The organism is Pontibacter chinhatensis (assembly GCF_900113285.1).
Classification (GTDB): domain Bacteria; phylum Bacteroidota; class Bacteroidia; order Cytophagales; family Hymenobacteraceae; genus Pontibacter; species Pontibacter chinhatensis.
Map to the genome: position 1 here is coordinate 462911 of NZ_FOOT01000004.1, position 16981 is coordinate 479891.

At 51.9% G+C, this 16981-nt stretch carries 14 protein-coding genes; all 14 read left to right on the forward strand.

The genetic code is table 11. The annotated features are described in order from the left end of the window. Positions 1-87 precede the first annotated feature (87 nt). The 14 genes from BM040_RS14155 (at position 88) to ccsA (BM040_RS14220) (ending at position 16974) form a co-directional block, all read left to right on the forward strand. Complete coding sequence (locus tag BM040_RS14155) at positions 88-2817, forward strand: TonB-dependent receptor (protein ID WP_092102683.1); 2730 nt, start codon at positions 88-90, stop codon at positions 2815-2817. 69 nt (positions 2818-2886) lie between these two features. Continuing rightward, the gene (locus BM040_RS14160) at positions 2887-4014 is read left to right on the forward strand and encodes a hypothetical protein (RefSeq protein WP_175491074.1); all 1128 of its coding nucleotides are present in this window, start codon (positions 2887-2889) and stop codon (positions 4012-4014) included. Between the two features lie 345 nt (positions 4015-4359). Continuing rightward, on the forward strand, positions 4360-5634 hold the full coding sequence (locus BM040_RS14165; protein WP_092102688.1) for a porin: 1275 nt from the start codon (positions 4360-4362) through the stop codon (positions 5632-5634). 320 nt (positions 5635-5954) lie between these two features. Further along, on the forward strand, positions 5955-7142 hold the full coding sequence (locus BM040_RS14170) for a porin (RefSeq protein ID WP_092102695.1): 1188 nt from the start codon (positions 5955-5957) through the stop codon (positions 7140-7142). A 193-nt stretch (positions 7143-7335) separates the two neighbouring features. Beyond that, positions 7336-8337, forward strand: coding sequence for a PstS family phosphate ABC transporter substrate-binding protein (locus BM040_RS14175; protein WP_092102698.1), 1002 nt, complete (start codon positions 7336-7338; stop codon positions 8335-8337). A 47-nt stretch (positions 8338-8384) separates the two neighbouring features. After that, on the forward strand, positions 8385-9290 hold the full coding sequence (gene pstC, locus BM040_RS14180) for a phosphate ABC transporter permease subunit PstC (protein ID WP_175491075.1): 906 nt from the start codon (positions 8385-8387) through the stop codon (positions 9288-9290). After that, positions 9283-10140 carry a phosphate ABC transporter permease PstA gene (gene pstA / locus BM040_RS14185; protein ID WP_092102701.1) on the forward strand — a complete coding sequence of 286 codons (858 nt, stop codon included), beginning with the start codon at positions 9283-9285 and terminating at the stop codon, positions 10138-10140. Before pstC ends, pstA begins: the two co-directional genes overlap by 8 nt. Positions 10141-10171: 31 nt before the next feature. Then, entirely contained in the window at positions 10172-10936 is a 765-nt protein-coding gene (gene pstB / locus BM040_RS14190; protein WP_092102704.1) for a phosphate ABC transporter ATP-binding protein PstB, read from the forward strand. A 56-nt stretch (positions 10937-10992) separates the two neighbouring features. Continuing rightward, positions 10993-11676, forward strand: a complete 684-nt coding sequence (phoU, locus tag BM040_RS14195) for a phosphate signaling complex protein PhoU (RefSeq protein ID WP_092102707.1) — start codon at positions 10993-10995, stop codon at positions 11674-11676. A 331-nt stretch (positions 11677-12007) separates the two neighbouring features. Continuing rightward, positions 12008-12649, forward strand: a complete 642-nt coding sequence (locus BM040_RS14200) for a heme exporter protein CcmB (protein WP_092102942.1) — start codon at positions 12008-12010, stop codon at positions 12647-12649. A gap of 148 nt (positions 12650-12797) precedes the next feature. Next, the gene (gene ccsA / locus BM040_RS14205; RefSeq protein WP_092102710.1) at positions 12798-13463 is read left to right on the forward strand and encodes a cytochrome c biogenesis protein CcsA; all 666 of its coding nucleotides are present in this window, start codon (positions 12798-12800) and stop codon (positions 13461-13463) included. Further along, on the forward strand, positions 13450-13734 hold the full coding sequence (locus BM040_RS14210; protein ID WP_245756223.1) for a CcmD family protein: 285 nt from the start codon (positions 13450-13452) through the stop codon (positions 13732-13734). Before ccsA (BM040_RS14205) ends, BM040_RS14210 begins: the two co-directional genes overlap by 14 nt. Before the next feature lie 100 nt (positions 13735-13834). After that, positions 13835-14263, forward strand: coding sequence for a cytochrome c maturation protein CcmE domain-containing protein (locus BM040_RS14215; protein ID WP_092102713.1), 429 nt, complete (start codon positions 13835-13837; stop codon positions 14261-14263). 101 nt (positions 14264-14364) lie between these two features. Then, the gene (ccsA, locus tag BM040_RS14220; RefSeq protein ID WP_092102716.1) at positions 14365-16974 is read left to right on the forward strand and encodes a cytochrome c biogenesis protein CcsA; all 2610 of its coding nucleotides are present in this window, start codon (positions 14365-14367) and stop codon (positions 16972-16974) included. Positions 16975-16981: the final 7 nt, after the last annotated feature.

Genomic DNA, 16981 nt, shown 5'->3' on the forward strand with positions numbered 1-16981 from the left:
GCCTTTATTAATAGAAGCTTAACCACCTATTAATATTGAGGTAATACGGCCCCTCTACTTTTGTCGCATCAATCAGACTACAATACAATGCGACAGAATCTCACCACAGTTCTATTTTTCCTGCTATCGGCTTTTCTTTCGGTGCATGCGCAGACGGGCAGCATACAGGGAGCCATCAAAGACGCCAGCAACGGCGAGGAGTTGATTGGCGCTATCATCAGGGTGCAGGACACGGGGATGGGGGCACCTTCGGATGCCTTCGGTAATTTCCGCATCGACAACGTGAAGGAGGGCTCTTATACTTTAGAAGTGAACAGCCTCTCATACACGCCCAAAACGATTGCCAATGTTACTGTAACGGCAGGCAAAACCACAACGCTCGATATCAGGCTGGAGCAAAACACAGCGCAGCTGGCGGAGGTAACCATCACGGCCAAAGGAAATAGGGAAACGGAGCAAATCTTACTCTTAGACCAGAAAAAAGCCGTTATAGCCACCCAGGCTATCGGCGCACAGGAACTCTCCCGGAAAGGCGTTAGCGATGCCGAAGGCGCCGTTGCCAAGATCTCGGGCGTTTCAAAGCGCGACGGCGTGAAGAACGTGTTCGTCCGCGGATTAGGTGACCGCTACAACACGACCACTCTCAACGGGTTTGCCATCCCCTCTGAAGACCCCGAATTCAAGAACATCTCCCTCGATTTCTTCACAAGCGATATGATTCAGTCGGTTGATGTGAACAAGGTATTCTCCGCATCGATGAATGGTGATGTGGGGGGCGCGCTGATTAACATCAACTCCAAAGAACTGGTTGATGACCATGCGTTTCAAATCGGCGTTTCAACCGGGATAAACAGCCAGGTGCCAGGCAGTAACTTTTATGTGCCCGATGGCCTGAGCAAATTCGGCTATGCCACCGCATCAGGCAACCCTAAGAATGGAAACGGGCAGCAATTCCTGAACAATTACTCCTTTAATAACTCGCTTGACCCGGCACAGAAAAACCCCTTGTTAAACGGCGGCATCTCTTTTTCCGGCGGCAAAAGGTTCCTGGACAAGCACCGCTTTTTTGTGATGGGCTCAATGGATAACAAGTACCATTACCAGGAGGGCGTTACCCGATTGATTACAGCGACCAATCCTGAAAACCCTTTCCGCGATTTTGACTACCAGCAATCCACCCGAAGCGCTTCCCATATGTTAGCGGGTAATCTAGAGATTAACCTGAACAACAGCCAACTACGCTACAACTCCCTGTACCTGCACACAGCTACCGCCGCAGCAGCAGGCTTCTACGGCAAGGAGACAGAACAATTCCAGGTAGCCGAGGACCACAACTCAGAAGGGTACACCAGGCGCCTGCAGGTGAACGACAATACGGCTTTTATAAACCAACTCATCTGGGACGGCAATTTATCGGATAGGATAACCTACAACGTAGGGGCTGCGGTAAACCATGTCATCGGCCAGGAGCCTGACCGCCGAATCATCATGTTCCCATCCATCGGAGACGGCATGGTACAATTGGGCGTGGGAGAAGGAAGAAACCAACGCTTCAACAGTAAAATAACAGAAACCGCTGTCCTGCCTAAAGTTAACCTGCAATACGCGCTTTCGACAGACCCGGCAAAACTATCTTACCTGGAAGTCGGCTACGATAGCCGGATTAGCTCCAAAAACTTCTCGGCCCCCATTTACAACCTTATCTGGGCTGACGGGCAGAGTACGCTCCCTACTTTCCGACTGGATGACATCCGCCTCGACCCATACTTTAACCAGGAGAGCTTAGCAAACGGCGACTTTAGAGTAGAGCACTTCAATGACACCTACGATGTGGAACGAAACAACCACGGCGCCTATGTGGATGTGGTGCATCAGGTCGGAACCAAACTTACCCTGAATGCAGGATTAAGGGCAGATGACATTTACACGAAGATTAACTATAAAGTTAACCGTGGCGCTGATGTCGGGTCTAACACGATTGATGAGTTCTTTCTATCGCCCAGCCTTAACGTCAAATACGAGCTCAACGATAAAAACCATCTAAGAACAGGCATCAGCCGCACCTATACCCTGCCGCAGGATAAGGAAATATCGCCTTTCATTTACCTGGGCATTGACGGAAACGAGAATGGTAACCCAAACCTGGAAGTATCCACCAACTACAACTTCGACCTGAAATGGGACTACTACCCATCAGCGGACGAGCAAATCTCGGTGAATGCCTTTTACAAGCATATCCTCAATCCCATCGCAAGGGTAGACCAGGGCAACTCGGCCGGCCTAAGAACCTATGATAACGTGTCGGACCATGCCGTGGCCACCGGTGTGGAGGTAGAGGTTAGAAAATCGCTGATGAATCTTGCCGAGAAGCATCGTCTGAATGCCGGCCTGAATGCCTCCTACATCCACACGAGAGTAAACCTGGACCCAACCTTCTTTGTGCAGAACACCTCCTCTACTCTGGAAGGAGCCGCCCCCTACATCCTCAACGCGGACCTGACTTACAACCTGCTCACCGACAGAAATGTTAGCGTAACATCAGCACTGGTCCTCAACTACCTGAGCGACAAAGTGCACACCATCGGCACACGTGGCTTCAACAACCTGATTGAGGAAAGCATCACCACCCTGGACTTTGTGACCGCCGTAGGCCTGAACGAGCACCTCAAACTCAATCTGAAAGCCAAAAACCTGTTGAACCCGGCCTACAGACTTACCCGAGAAGGCGCCGGCGCCGATACAGCTCCTCAGACCGTGGTTATCCGCAGCTATAAGCGAGGTGTTCAGTTCGACTTCGGCGTGACCTACCAGTTTTAACAATTAGTTAATAATCCGTTCACATTCAGTTGATTTCTCATTACTAACATTGTATAAACAATCAAAAAAATGAAAAAGACAATCCTTTACCTATTGATGATTCCGCTGGGGCTATTTTCCTGCAAAGAGGACGATGATTCGACACCAGCACCAGTTGTAAACAATGAACTAAGCGGTGACATCTCCACCGAAGTAACACTTGACCCGAACATCGAATACAAATTAACAGGGTCATTGCTTGTAGTGGATGGCGGTAAACTCCGTATTCCGGCAGGCACGGTTATCAAAGCCGAGAAGGGCTTCAACAAGTATATTCTGGTGGAGCAAGGTGGTCAAATCTTTGTGAACGGTACGGCCGACAAGCCGGTTAAAATAACATCTGCGGCGGCTAGCCCTGCGCAGGGCGACTGGGGTGGCTTGATTATTAACGGTAAGGCAAAACTTTCCGGCCCGGCTGGCAAAGTGACTACCAGCACCACAGAAATTAACCCGGCCGTTATTTACGGCGGCGATAATAACAACGACAACTCCGGCTCAATCGAATACCTTATCCTGGAGTATACCGGCGCAAAGTCTTCCGCTGATATCGAGCACAATGGTCTGACGCTGAATGCCGTGGGAAGCGGCACTAAAATCGAGAACGTTTACATACCGTATGGTGCTGATGACGCGATAGAGTTCTTCGGTGGCTCGGTAAATGTGAAGAACCTGTTGGTAGTGGATTCTGATGACGACATGTTCGACGTGACGCAGGGCTGGTCAGGCACGCTGGATAACGCCTATGGTGTTTGGAAGGCCGGCTATACCAGCACAGAGTCTGACCCAAGAGGCGCTGAGCTGGACGGCAACCTGGATGGCAACACTCCTGGCGACGTGAACCAGTCTGACTTCATCTTCAAGAACATCACGATTGCAAACGAGTCTACATTTGAGATGCAGGATGCGGTGAAGGTGCGCAGAGGCGCTAAGGCCCATATCACCAACCTCCTTATCAAAGGCGGCTCCGCCACAGACCTGATTGACCTGACAGACGGCAAAGGAAATGGAAATGCCGGTACTGTTATCGAGTATCACCATACCGGTGTAACGGTGAAAGGCCAGGAAGTGAAAAATCCTGACAGGGCCGACATCAAAGCCAACAATGCAAACACAGGCGCTGATACCTCCGTGTTCGGCTGGACTGGCTACAAATTCTAAACAGAATTTAAAACTATACTGGAGGCTGTTACAGATGGATATTTGTGACAGCTTTTTTTTGCGTGAGGGGATGAGAGAGGTTTATACTTTATAGCTGAAGGTGGCACGCATCGCGTTTTTATACTTTGCAGTAACTAAAAATAAAAGGCAACATTTGTTAACACTTTCTTAACATGAGCATAACGCATGAATAACATTGGCGTCCAACCTTTGTGGCGTTGAAAATAATTCAGTATTCTAAAGCTTTAAAAGGCTTTTCATATTCAACGGCTGCCTTCCTGCAGCGAGTAGACTCCGCGGCAGGAACAGACTAAGGCAGTAAGCAAAACTATTCTCACCCAAGAAATGAAAGTAACGACAGTAACGCGTGCTATCCTGGCGGCAGGACTAGCCACAGGCTTTTTTATCTCGAAAGAAGCGAAAGCACAGACTTCGGACTCTACCGCACAGCGCACGTCGGTGATGGTGCAGCAGCCAGCCCCTGCCGCGGTGCAGGAAGCACCTAAAAAGAAGGCTTGGTACGACATCATCTCTATCAGAGGCTACGCCCAAATCAGGTACAACCGCTTGCTCGAAACCAACCCCAACCTAAAATGCGACCAGTGCGACAGATCTTTAGGCGAAAATGGCGGCTTATTTATTAGGCGCGCCCGCCTGGTCTTCAGCGGCAATGTAACCGACCGTATCTCCTTTTATATACAGCCAGATCTGGCTTCTTCCGTCAGCTCTACCTCGCTTAACTTCCTGCAACTGCGCGATGCCTACTTTGATGTAGCGATGGACCAGAAGAAGGAATACAGGGTACGCCTTGGCCAGAGCAAGATCCCGTACGGCTTTGAGAACCTGCAGTCGAGCAGCAACCGCCTTACCCTGGATCGAAACGATGCCCTTAACAGCGCCATTGCCAACGAGCGCGACCTGGGTGTGTTCTTCTACTACGCGCCACAGGAAATCAGGGGGCGTTTTGATGAGCTGACCAGCTCTGGCCTGAAAGGGAGCGGAGACTATGGCATGTTGGGTATTGGTGTATTTAACGGACAAACCGCCAACAAACCCGAAGCCAACGACAACCTTCATGCTGTTGCCAGGCTAACCTATCCTTTTAAACTAACCAATGGCCGGTTTATAGAAACAGGCATACAGGCCTACTCCGGCAAGTATACGGTTACGCCTGACATGGTAACTTCTGGGGTTGCTGTTGACAAGAGCTACACAGACCAGCGCGTGGCGGCATCGCTTGTAGTATATCCGCAGCCGCTGGGCTTCCAGGCTGAGTATAATATTGGCAAGGGCCCTGAGTATGACCCTGCGGCAAACGCTATTGTAGAGAAGTCGCTGCATGGCGGCTACGCACAGGCCATGTACAGGCTTGAGGCAGGCGACCAAGTTATTATGCCGTTTGTAAAGGCGCAATACTACGATGGGGGCAAAAAGCACGAAAAAGACGCGCCCGGCTACCTGGTGTATGAAACAGAGATTGGTGCAGAATGGCTCATCAACAAGAGCCTGGAGTTTACTGCCCTCTACTCCATCGGCGACAGAACGGTGCGCAATGCAGCCAACCCGGATAACAACCAGCATGGCAACCGGCTGAGACTGCAGGCACAGTTTAATTTCTAACTCCTTCTTCGCAGATACGGCATACCCTTTGGCTGCAAGGCCAGAGGGTATGTTTTTTTATACTTCAATTTATAGGTTGCACCACCCTCCCCAGCCGCCTCCCAACCTCTCGCAGCCAGGTAAAAGTCCTTGTTAGCAGGACTTAACATTAAGTTAACATTGAGGTAACTACCAGGTAATATAACACGCGTTACTTTGCAGCGTAGATTGCAAAAAGTTATAGCTGCAGCCTGACTAACTGCAGGTAGTTTGCAAAGAACATATGGCCTGACTAACCATATAGAAGTATAAAGGTTAATTCTCACCTAACCCTTTGACTCGTGAACAGACGCTTTAAAAGAGCCGGATGGGCGCTCTTCTTTTTTATACTTGTGACCCATGCTACGCAAGGACAAAGTATAAATGACTCCAAATTTGGCAAGGGCCTACAGTTTGTAGCCGCCGACTCTTCCTTCGCCCTCAAGTTCAGTACCCGCTTTCAGCTACTCTACCAGGGCATCCAGAACCCTGCCACCGACAACTGGGACGACCGACTCCTTATTCGCAGGGCCCGCCTGAAGTTTGAAGGCTTTGCCTACTCCCCTAAGCTCACCTATAAAATCGAGGTCGGGCTGAGCAACAGCGACATCGGCAGCGACATTCCCGACAAGACTAACAACGCCGATAACGTTATCCTGGACGCAGTAGCCCGATGGAACTTTGCGCCGGGACTGGAACTGTGGGCAGGCCAGACCAAACTTCCCGGAAACCGCGAGCGGGTTGTATCCTCCCAGAAAATGCAGTTCGTGGACCGCAGCCTCCTTAACTCACAGCTTAACCTCGACCGCGATGTGGGCCTGCAGCTGCACCACCAGCACCAGGTGGGCGGCATGGTGCTGCGCGAGACTGGCGCCATCAGCATGGGCGAAGGCCGTGACATCACAGTGAATAATGCCGGAGGTTACGCCTACACCGCCCGGGTAGAATTGCTTCCCTTCGGCGAGTTTAAGGGCGGTGGCGATTACGTGGGCGGAGACCTGGAGCGGGAGCCGACACCGAAGCTAGCGCTGGCTGCCTCCTACGATTTTAACGATAATGCTTCCAGGGCAAGAGGCCAACTAGGAGACTTCCTGACGGAACAGCGTGACCTGAGCACAGTATTCGTGGACGCCATGTTCAAGTACAGGGGCTTCTCCTCCATGGCGGAGTATGCCAACCGGAGCGCGCAAGATGGCCCTGTAGTGCTAAGAGACGAAAGCGGCGCCGTGGAGGAGACTTTTGTAACGGGTAATGCCTTCAACATTCAGGCGGGTTACCTGCTGCCATCCAACTGGGAGGTGGCCGGACGCTACACCACCTTCAACCCGGAGAATGAAACCGGCATCAGCGCGCAGGAGCAGTACACATTGGGGGTATCGAAGTATATCGTGGGCCACAGCCTGAAGGTGCAAAGCGATGTGACGCTGCAGGATCAGCCGGGCAGGGACAATACCTACCAGTTCCGGCTGCAGATGGAGTTAGCGCTGTAAGAAGGGAAAAGCTTTATAATTTCTTAACACGCTAAATTATCAAAATCCGTCAGTTCTGTGTCACTTCGCACCCTAAAAGGCCCCTTAGCTGCGGCAGGCGCGGCTCCCAAAACTACTTACCTGACACACAAGTATAATCTGGAGTGTCAGCGCGTATTAGACATCTAAAAACCAACACTATAACCAACAGCTTATGTTAAAATTTAAGCTTACCAACCTAAACGCTGCAGCCATACTGGTGGGTACCTCCATGCTGTTTAGCGCCTGTGGCGGCAACCAGGAAAACACTGGCGACTCAGATCTTTCGGGCAGCGTGCAGATAGACGGCTCTTCTACAGTTTACCCGGTTACGGAGGCCGTGGCAGAGGAATACCGCGCTGAGGCTCCGAATGTACGAGTAACAGTGGGCGTATCCGGCTCAGGCAGCGGCTTTAAGAAATTGGTGAGAGGCGACGTAGACGTTGCCAATGCCTCCCGATCCATCCACGCCGATGAGGCCAAAACCGCGGAGCAGAATGGCCTGTCTTATGTAGAGCTGACCGTGGCGTATGATGGCCTGACGGTGGTGGTGCACCCGGAGAACGATTGGGTGAAGGAAATTACGGTGGAGGAGCTGAAAAAAATATGGGAGCCATCCGCACAGGGCAAGATTACCCGCTGGAACCAGATCCGCCCGGAGTGGCCTGACCAGGAACTGCACTTGTACGGACCTGGCGTGGAGTCTGGCACTTATGACTACTTTACAGAGGCTATTGTAGGGGAAGCCCGCGCCAGCCGCGGCGACTTTACGGCCAGCGAAGACGATAACGTGCTGGTGCAGGGCGTTTCTACCGATAAGTATGCGCTGGGCTTCTTCGGGCTTGCCTACTATGAAGAGAACAAGAGCAAGCTGAAGGCTGTAGCCGTGGACGATGGCGATGACAGCAACGGAAAAGGCGCCATTGTAGCCTCTCTGGAGACAGTGAAAGACGGTTCTTACGCACCGCTATCGCGCCCGCTGTTCATCTATGTGCAGTCCAAAGCCGTGGAGCGCCCGGAGGTGGTGGACTTTGTAAACTTCTACCTCGACGCAGCCGGTGAACTGGCCCAGGAGATTGGCTACATTCCGCTTCCGGACAACCTGTATGACGAGCAGCGACAGAAGTTTGAGCAGTTCGTTTCCGGCAAGGGAGCAGCCACCGCTAAGCAGCAGTAAACCTATACTTTAAAAACATTGCCCGGGTGTGGTTGGGGAAAACCACCATGCCCGGGCTACTTAAAATAAACAGCACCTTGAGAGTAACGGAGAAAATTATCGAGGGCCTGTTGTGGTTATCCGCCCTAATCACGATTCTTGTTACCATAGGCATTATCTGGGTACTGCTTTCAGAGTCCATCGGCTTCTTTAAAGAGGTATCCATTGTGGAGTTCCTGACAGAGAAAGAATGGACCCCGCTTTTTGCCAACAAAAAGTTTGGCATCATGCCGCTGGTAGCAGGCACCTTGCTTACCACCCTTATCGCCATCGCTGTGGCTTTGCCTATCGGCCTTACCATCGCCATTTACCTGAACGAGTACGCGCATGCCCGCATGAAGCAGATCGTGAAGCCGATGCTGGAGGTACTGGCCACCATACCAACGGTAGTGTACGGCTTCTTTGCCTTAACTGTGGTAACCCCTTTTCTGCAGCAGTTCATACCTGGCCTCGCGGGCTTCAACGCCCTGTCAGCCGGTATCGTCATGGGCATCATGATCATCCCGATGATTTCCTCCCTCAGCGAGGATGCCATCAGCTCCGTGCCGCGCTCGCTGCGGGAGGCTGCTTATGGGATGGGCTCTACCAGGCTGCAAACCTCCTTTGGGGTAATGGTTCCGGCTGCCTCCTCGGGTATTATAGTGTCGGTTATACTTGCTATTTCCAGGGCTGTGGGCGAAACCATGATCGTGGCCGTGGCCGCCGGCCAGCAACCGCGCCTCACCATGAACCCGCTCGTGCCCATCGAGACAATCACCACTTACATTGTGCAGGTAAGTATGGGCGACGTGCCGCAGGGCTCGCTGGAGTATAAAACCATTTTCGCGGCAGGCATTACGCTATTCGTCTTCACCTTCGCGCTGAACAACCTCAGCTTCTGGATTAAAAAGAAATATCAGGAAAAGTATGACTAACTCTGAACTTAACAGGTTAAAGGATAAAGCCTTCCAGGTTTTCGGTATCTTCTGTACCTTTATAGGGTTGGTGGTGCTGGCCATCTTCCTGATCGACATCGTAGTGGAGGGAGCCAAGCGCCTGGACTGGGATTTCCTGACGAGCCTGCCGTCGCGCAGGGCCAGCAAAGCCGGTATCATGACGGCCTGGGTAGGCACCCTCTGGATTCTGGTGTTAACCACGCTGATTGCCCTGCCCCTGGGCGTAGCCGCCGGGGTTTACCTGGAGGAGTATGGCAAGAAAGGCAGATGGGCCAATTTTCTGGAGATAAACATTGCCAACCTGGCCGGTGTTCCCTCTATAATCTATGGTTTGCTGGGCCTGGAGATTTTTGTGCGGCAGATGAGGCTGGGAAGCAGCCTGCTGGCCGGTGCGCTCACACTTTCGCTGCTTATACTTCCGATCATCATCGTAACAACCCGCGAGGCGATTAAGGCAGTGCCGCGCAGCATCCGCGACGGCTCTTATGCCCTGGGCGCGTCTAAGTGGCAAACGGTGTGGAACCAGGTACTGCCCGCCTCTTTCGGCAGCATCCTGACAGGCATCATCCTGGCCTTATCCAGGGCTGTGGGCGAAACAGCGCCGCTGATTGTGATTGGAGCCTTGGCTTACGTGCCGTTTACGCCAAGCTCTCCGCTGGATGAGTTTACCGTGCTGCCGATCCAGATCTTTAACTGGACCTCCAGACCGCAGGAGGCATTTTTGACAAACGCCGCCGCCGCAATTATTGTACTGCTGCTGCTCACTTTCCTGCTCAATGGCATTGCAGTATACCTGCGCAACAGGCAACAGCGCAAGGTAAAATGGTAAGGCAGGGGCTTATTTATACTTCCTTTTGAACATGAGCAAAAAACATAACAAGTTGGAGGCTAAAAACCTCAACGCCTACTACGGGGATTTCCATGCGCTGAAGAACATCAACATCGCCATGGATGAGAAGAATGTGACTGCCTTTATCGGCCCGTCGGGTTGTGGTAAATCTACGTTCCTGCGCACGCTAAACCGCATGAACGACTACATCGAGGGCTTTAGGGTAGAGGGCGATATTCTGCTGGACGGTCGCGACATCTACGCCAAGGACGTGCGCGTGGACGAGTTGCGCAAGGAAGTGGGTATGGTGTTCCAGAAGCCCAACCCCTTCCCGAAAAGCATTTTCGAAAACGTGGTTTACGGCCTTAAGATACAGGGCATCAAGAAGAAGTCAATACTAGAGGAAGCGGCCGAGCAGTCGCTGCGCCAGGCGGCCCTTTGGGAAGAGGTAAAGGACAAGCTCGACAAGTCGGCGCTGGCTTTGTCCGGGGGGCAGCAGCAGCGCCTGTGCATCGCCCGCGCGCTGGCCATCTCGCCCTCGGTGCTGCTGATGGACGAGCCTGCCTCAGCCCTGGACCCTATCTCCACGGCTAAGATCGAGGAGCTGATTTACGAGCTGAAAAACGACTATACCATCGTGATTGTGACGCACAACATGCAACAGGCCGGGCGCGTAAGCGATTATACCGCGTTCTTTTACATGGGCGAGCTGGTAGAGTACAACAAAACAAAATCGATGTTTACAAGTCCGAAAAACGAACGCACCCAGAATTACATTACGGGGCGCTTTGGTTGATTGGACATGCCTTTCCTTTTGTACCTGACAAACCTCATCCGCAAAAAAAGACATAGATGAACCAATTAGATATCGAGTTAAACCGCATCAAAACCAAGCTCATGGAAATGTGGGACTTGGTGGAGTACCAACTGCAGGCCGGTCGCGAAGCCATGCTGACAGCCAATAAAGAGTTGGCCGAGCAGGTAGTGAAACGCGACCGCAAGGTTAACCAGTTCGATATTAAGATAGACCGCATGTGCGAGAACTTTCTGGCGCTGTACACACCCGTGGCTGTGGACCTGCGCCTGGTGCTGGCTATACTTAAAATCAACTCGAACCTGGAGCGCATCGGCGATACGGTGGAGGGCGTGGCCCACTTCGTGGCAAAACTCGACGCTCCTTTTAACCTCGATCTTCTGGAGCAGACAAAGGTGGTGCATATGTATGATGAGGCTGAGAAAATGTTTGCCAATTGCCGTGTAGCCTTCATTAACAACGACACTGATCTTGCCAAGCAGGTGATCAAGCACGACAAGACCCTGAACAAAATCTACCGCAAATCGGACAAGATCATGACCCAGTATATGACTGCAAAGCCGGACATGATAGCGGAGGCGCTGGCTATACTTTCCATCATCAAGAAGATTGAGCGGGTAGGCGACCAGGTAACCAACATTGCCGAGGAAATCATCTTCTACCGCGACGCCAAAGTAGTCAAGCACAAGTCAGACAAGAAAAAGAAGAAGAAAGAGCAGTAACGCCAAGCCCCGGATAGCGCCCTCAGTTGTCCGGCAAAGTATAAAGTATAGTATGAGAGCATGAGCCACTGCGGCCCGTGCTTTTTTGCTTATGGCGGGTAATAAGGCGAGCTATACTTCTGGTAAAGGCTCAGGCGAACAAGATGAAAAGCTGGCCAAAGTATAAAGTAAGCCGGGAAGCAGCGTGGTTAACTTCCCAACTTTCTAATTTTTTAACGCTCCAACTCCTCAACTTCCAAACTCTCTAACTCAGATTACTTTCCCAACGATTTGTGCCTTACCTTTGTGGCAAAATAAAAGGAACGTGCTGTTTAAAGAGATTTTATACCTGATCCGCAAGGACCTGGTGCTGGAGTGGCGGCAGAAGTATGCCCTTAACGGGATGCTGCTGTATGTGGGCAGTGTGGTGTTTGTCTGCTACCTCAGCTTCGGCATGCGCTCAAACATTCTGGTGGCTCCGGTCTGGAACGCCATGCTCTGGATCATCCTGCTGTTTGTGTCGGTAAACGCCATTGCCAAGAGCTTTATGCAGGAGAACCGCGGGCGGCTGCTATACTTTTACTCCATAGTCAGCCCGCAGGGGATCATCCTGGCCAAGATCATCTACAATACCCTGCTGATGCTGCTGCTGGCCATCATCTGCTTCGTGTTTTATGGTTTTGTGCTGGGCAACCCGGTGGAGGATGTACCGATGTTCCTGCTCTCCATCCTGTTGGGTGCCGTGGGTTTCTCCACCTCGCTCACCATGATCTCGAGCATCGCCAGCAAGGCAGCCAACAGCAGCACCCTGATGGCCGTGCTCAGCTTTCCGGTTATCGTGCCGATGCTGCTGATGCTGATAAAGATGTCTAAAAACGCCATGGACGGCCTCGACCGTAGCGCCAGCTTCGACGAACTGCTTACTCTGCTCGCTATAAACATGATTGTAATCACTGTTTCTTACATCTTATTCCCGTACCTTTGGCGTTCGTAAAGGTATAGGAGCGAAAAGCGGGTGTTCTAAGCGGAAAAAGTGCTGCGTTAAGCTCGTAAACAGAGACAAAACAGAACGAATTAGAAGCTTTAAGTGTCTTTAGAAAAGCAGGCAACGCGCCCCGGAGACCTGCATACTTTGATTTGACATGAAGAAAAATTGGTGGAAAGTGCTGGCGGTTGTGCTACTGGTTTATACAGTAGTGGTCGGCATGCTGCATGAGGTTCCGAGACTGGCCATCCTAAACGAGACTATCCGTAACCTATACTTTCACGTGCCGATGTGGTTCGGCATGATCCTTATCCTGCTTATCTCGGTTATATACTCCATCAAGTACCTCCGCAAGCCTAGTATCGAGAACGATGTGATCGCCAGCGAGGCTGCCAAGGTGGGCATCCTGTTTGGTGTGCTGGGCATCATTACAGGCATGGAGTGGGCCAAGTTTACCTGGGGCGAGTACTGGAGCAACGACCCGAAGCAGAACGCATCTGCCATTGGCCTGCTGATATACTTTGCCTACCTGGTGCTGCGCAGCTCCTTTAACGAGCAACAGCAGCGCGCCCGCATCAGCGCCGTTTACAATATCTTCGCCTTTGCGGCGCTTATCCCGCTTCTGTTTATACTTCCGCGCCTGACCGACTCGCTGCACCCCGGCAACGGAGGCAACCCCGGCTTTAACGCCTACGACCTCGACAGCCGCCTGCGCATGGTGTTTTACCCTGCCGTGATGGGCTGGACGCTGCTGGGCATCTGGGTAGTAAACGTAAAATCAAGACTGGAAATACTGAGACAACGCTTATATGAAACTGTTTAAGATACTGGCCCTCTCGTGCTTTATACTTGTGGCAGCCGCCGGACTACAACCTGCACAGGCACAACCCGGACAAATGTCGGAGGTGGAGTTTTCTTCGGCCCCGCAGACACAGATAGAGATGGCCGACACCCTGCGCCAGGACGGCAAGATATACGTAGTAGTAGTAGTGCTGCTAACGGTGCTGGTGGGTACCATCGCTTACCTGGTTACGATTGACCGCAAGGTGAGCCGCCTGGAGAAGCAGCTGAAAGACGACCTGGTAAACAAATAAACCGGCTTACCGGCCAAAAATAGTTTTAGCACGGTGGATTTAAAACATGCCAGCGTGTGTTAGCCAAACAGAAAAAGAGCTCCTATATACTTTTACAAAGATGAAAAAGACACACATCATCGGGATTATGGTAATTGCCGTGGCAATTGTTATCATCATGTCTTCGGTAGGCGACGCCAGCACCTACGTTTCTTTTGGCGAGGCTATTGAGCGCGCCGACGATGGCGACATGACCAAGGTACACGTGGTGGGCCGCCTTAAGAAGGACGATCAGGGCCATATTGTGGGGATGAACTATGACCCGCTGGTAGACCCGAACTACTTCTCGTTTATGCTCGTGGACACAAACCGCTACGAGCAGAAGGTGGTCTATTTTAACCCTAAACCGCAGGACTTCGAGCGCTCAGAGCAAGTGGTGATAACAGGCAACATGCAAAACGACGTGTTCGTGGCCGACAAAATCCTGCTCAAGTGCCCATCCAAGTATGTGGAAACCGAAATAAAGGACGGTAAAACGGCAAGCCTTTAAAATATAGTTAGAAAGTTAAAAGGTTAGAGAGTTAGAAAGTGCTACTCTTTAATCTTTTAACTTTCTAACCTTCAAACTTTTTAACTTTCTAACTCATCAAGATGATTAACACGCTGATTGGGGATATTGGCCATACTGGTGTGATTGTGGCTTTCGTGGCGGCTATCGTATCCTCTTACGCATACTTTATGGCGTCCCGCACAAAGGTGGAGCTTTCCGGCGACGACAGCTGGCGCAAGCTGGGCCGCTGGTCATTTTATGTGCATAGTGCCGCCGTAATGGTGATTATTTTTACGCTGTTCAACATCATCTACGAACATCGTTATGAGTACTACTATGCCTGGAGCCACTCTTCCAACCACCTGCCTGTGCACTACATGGTGTCCAGCTTCTGGGAGGGCCAGGAGGGTTCTTTCCTCCTCTGGATTTTCTGGCATGTGGTGATCGGCCTGGTGCTGATATACAGCAGCAGCAAGAAGAAAGTATGGGAGGCGCCAGTAATGGGCATGTTCTCCTTTGTGCAGCTCTTCCTTACCTCCATGATTCTGGGTGTGGTGATTGGTGACCTGAAAATCGGTTCTTCTCCCTTTATCCTGATGCGCGACTTTATGCCGGATACCCCGGTGTTTGCCATGGACCCCAACTTTGTGCCTGCCGACGGAACGGGACTTAACCCACTGCTGCAGAACATTTGGATGGTGATCCACCCTCCTACCCTGTTCCTTGGCTTTGCCGCTACACTGGTGCCTTTTGCTTTTGCCATGGGCGGCCTGTGGAAAGGTAAGTACTCGGAGTGGATTAAGCCGGCCCTACCTTGGGCACACTTTGCGGCCGTATCGCTGGGCATGGGTATTATGATGGGTGCCTACTGGGCTTACGAAACCCTGAACTTCGGTGGCTACTGGAACTGGGACCCTGTTGAGAACGCTGTATATATTCCGTGGCTGGTGCTGGTGGGCGCTATCCATACCATGATTGCCTACAACCGTGGCAAGTCAGGCCTGAAGGCTTCCTTTATCCTCCTGATTGCCTCGTTCATACTTATACTTTACGCGACTTTCCTTACCCGAAGCGGTATTCTGGGTAACGCCTCCGTGCACTCTTTCACGGACCTAGGCTTATCCGGGCAGCTCTTTACCTACCTGGCAGCCTTCGCCGTGTTGTCTGTGGCCCTGCTGATTTACCGTTGGAAAAACATCCCGACGACAGAGAAGGAACTGACTACGTATAGCGGCGAATTCTGGGTGTTTATAGGCGCCATCGTGCTCTGCCTTGCCGCCTTCCAGGTACTGTTTACTACCTCCATTCCGGTTTATAATTCCTTCTTAGGCTTTATCGGGATTGAGTCTAACGCAGCTCTGCCAGCCGACCAGATCGCGCACTACACCAAGTTCCAGCTGTGGGCTGGCGTAGCGATAGCCGTGCTTACAGGCGTGGGCCAGCTGCTGTGGTGGCGCAAGGGCGAGAAGGGCACTTTTGTAGATGCCATCACCCTGCCAGGTATGCTGACGCTGCTGTTTGCCAGCTTGGTTATTGTGCTCTCAAAGATGGGCATGCTGCACGAAACCATGGATAACCCTAAGTTTATCATACTTCTGGTTGCCTCCCTGTTTGCCGTGTTTGCTAACCTGAGCATCATCCTGAGCCTGCTGCACAAGAAAGTAACGCTTTCCGGCGGAGCGGTGGCACACATGGGCATCGCCCTGATGCTACTGGGCATCCTGTTCTCCTCCGGCTACGATAACATCGTTTCGCAGAACACTTCCGGCCTGGTATACTCCCGTGAGTTCCCGGATGAAATTAACCGTGACAACGTGCTGCTGTGGCGCAACACGCCTACCGACATGGACAAGTATACCGTGAGCTACCATGGCCAGTTCCAGGAGGTAATCGGTGTGCCAGGCTATGTGAACCGCGAGCTGCTGTGGCCTACTGCCGACCCTTATACCTCCATTGCTCGTGGGCAAATCAAGGTAGGCGACAAGATATACTTTGAAGCAGGCGACACACTGGAAATGTACTCTCCGGAAAACACGTTCTACGAGGTGCAATACAAAGAGCGCGAGGGCGACAAGGTGTTTACGCTTTACCCGCGTGCTCAAGTAAACCCGAACATGGGACTGCTGGCCTCTCCGGACATCAAGCACTTCGCCAACAAGGACCTTTACACCCACGTTTCCTCTATTCCGGACCCGAACGAGGAGAAGGATTGGGGTGAGCTGCAGGAGTATGACCTTGCCATCGGCGATACCATTATCCTGAACGACTACATCGCTGTGTTTAACGGCATCGAACGCGTGCCGCAAGTGCCGGGCGTATCCATGGCAGAAGGCGACGTGGCAGTGCAGGCAGACCTGAAAATCTACGGCGAGCGCAAAGAATACCACGCACACCCTGTTATGCTGGTAAAGAACGAGATGGTAGGCCGTATCCCAGAAGAAGTTGCGGACCTTGGCCTGCGCCTCACGTTCCTGAGCATCGACACGGAGAACGACAAGTTTAAAATTGGCGTGAATGCCTCACAGAAGGACTACATCATCCTGAAGGCAGTAGAGAAGCCATTTGTGAACCTGCTTTGGATTGGCACCCTTGTGATGACCGTTGGTTTTGTGATGGCCATTGTGCGCCGAAAAGAAGGCAAGAGCACGGCTAAATCCAAAACCAAGGCCAGACCCACTGTGCCACAGGAAACAAGACGACAGGCGGCATAAAGCAACC

Excerpts from the sequence above, each read along its gene's own strand:
- BM040_RS14155 (WP_092102683.1), top strand. The coding sequence starts at position 88 with ATGCGACAGAATCTCACCACAGTTCTATTTTTCCTGCTATCGGCTTTT.
- BM040_RS14160 (WP_175491074.1), top strand. The coding sequence starts at position 2,887 with ATGAAAAAGACAATCCTTTACCTATTGATGATTCCGCTGGGGCTATTT.
- BM040_RS14165 (WP_092102688.1), top strand. The coding sequence starts at position 4,360 with ATGAAAGTAACGACAGTAACGCGTGCTATCCTGGCGGCAGGACTAGCC.
- BM040_RS14175 (WP_092102698.1), top strand. The coding sequence starts at position 7,336 with ATGTTAAAATTTAAGCTTACCAACCTAAACGCTGCAGCCATACTGGTG.
- pstC (WP_175491075.1), top strand. The coding sequence starts at position 8,385 with ATGCCCGGGCTACTTAAAATAAACAGCACCTTGAGAGTAACGGAGAAA.
- pstA (WP_092102701.1), top strand. The coding sequence starts at position 9,283 with ATGACTAACTCTGAACTTAACAGGTTAAAGGATAAAGCCTTCCAGGTT.
- pstB (WP_092102704.1), top strand. The coding sequence starts at position 10,172 with ATGAGCAAAAAACATAACAAGTTGGAGGCTAAAAACCTCAACGCCTAC.
- phoU (WP_092102707.1), top strand. The coding sequence starts at position 10,993 with ATGAACCAATTAGATATCGAGTTAAACCGCATCAAAACCAAGCTCATG.
- ccsA (WP_092102710.1), top strand. The coding sequence starts at position 12,798 with ATGAAGAAAAATTGGTGGAAAGTGCTGGCGGTTGTGCTACTGGTTTAT.
- BM040_RS14210 (WP_245756223.1), top strand. The coding sequence starts at position 13,450 with ATGAAACTGTTTAAGATACTGGCCCTCTCGTGCTTTATACTTGTGGCA.
- BM040_RS14215 (WP_092102713.1), top strand. The coding sequence starts at position 13,835 with ATGAAAAAGACACACATCATCGGGATTATGGTAATTGCCGTGGCAATT.
- ccsA (WP_092102716.1), top strand. The coding sequence starts at position 14,365 with ATGATTAACACGCTGATTGGGGATATTGGCCATACTGGTGTGATTGTG.